The sequence below is a fragment of the Cryobacterium sp. MLB-32 genome (genome assembly GCF_000738085.1).
Classification (GTDB): domain Bacteria; phylum Actinomycetota; class Actinomycetes; order Actinomycetales; family Microbacteriaceae; genus Cryobacterium.
The window spans coordinates 1-1158 of sequence record NZ_JPRS01000373.1; the positions used below are offsets into that span (position 1 = coordinate 1).

At 61.8% G+C, this 1158-nt stretch carries 1 protein-coding gene; it reads right to left on the minus strand.

Annotated elements, in window-relative coordinates; translation table 11 throughout:
- The coding region (hisD, locus tag JF66_RS18680; protein ID WP_035880369.1) for a histidinol dehydrogenase at positions 1–1090 on the minus strand (1090 nt) is incomplete at its 3' end.
- Between the last annotated feature and the right edge of the window lie 68 nt (positions 1091–1158).

The window sequence follows — 1158 nt, forward strand, 5'->3', positions numbered from 1 at the left end:
AGGCGACGGTGGACCACGGCCCGAGAAAGATGGAGCCGTAGTTGGTCAAGTTTTGATGAAAGAAGTCATCATCGTTGGTGAGAATCTCGAGGTGTTCGGGAGCCAGAATGTCCATCAGGTCGACAGCGGTTTCTCGATCTTCGACCAGGTACACCGATCCGTAATCGCGCCAGGCAGGGCCCGCTATGTCGCGCGTGGAGAGAGACTCCAGCTGCTTCTCGATGAACGCGATCACGGCTTCGCCGAGCTCGCGCGATGTCGTCACGAGACAGGAGGGTGACTGCGGGCCGTGCTCGGCCTGCCCCAACAGATCTGCGGCGACCAACTCGGGGTCGGCCGTTTCGTCGGCGATGACGGCCACCTCCGAAGGCCCAGCCAGCAGGTCGATGCCCACGCGTCCGAAGAGCTGACGCTTGGCCTCGGTCACATAGGCGTTGCCCGCGCCCACCAGGATGTCGACGGGTCGTTCTCCGAGGAGGCCGAAGGCCATCGCGGCCAGGGCTTGTACCCCGCCCACGGTGTACACCCTGTCGGCTCCCGAGAGATATGCCGAGTACAGCACGGCCGGGTTTCCGCCGGTGGGACTCGTGGGCGGGGAGCATGCGATCACATTGGGCACACCGGCGGCCTTGGCAACTCCCACGGTCATAAAAGCACTCGCCAGAATGGGGAACCGGCCAGCAGGCAGGTATGCGCCGACGCGAGGAACCGGAATGTACTTCTGTCCCGTGACAACACCCGGGATGAGTTCGGCCTCAAAGTCGCTGAGGTGCTCACGCTGTTCAACGGCGAAGATCCTCGTTCGTTCCGCGCCGGCCACCAGGGCCTCCCGCAGGGGCTGGTCGAGCTGGTCGCCCATCCTGGCGAGTTCGGCGTTGCTGACCTCAAGGTCTGTGCCGGTCCAGCCATCCAGTGTCTGGGAGTAGCGAATGACCGCGTCGATGCCGTTCTTTTCGATCTCGATCAGCATCTCGGAGACTGTTTCCATCACCACGGGCGAACGTTGAGCCGGAATGCCGCCGATGAGGGGCTCTTTGAGCGTCGTGAAGTGACCCCTGATGTATGACCTGTCGGTCTCGTCGATCTGCATGGGTGTGACTTTAGCTATCGGCCGATGCATAGCACCACCACATATAAAAGTGATTAAGCCATAGGGTT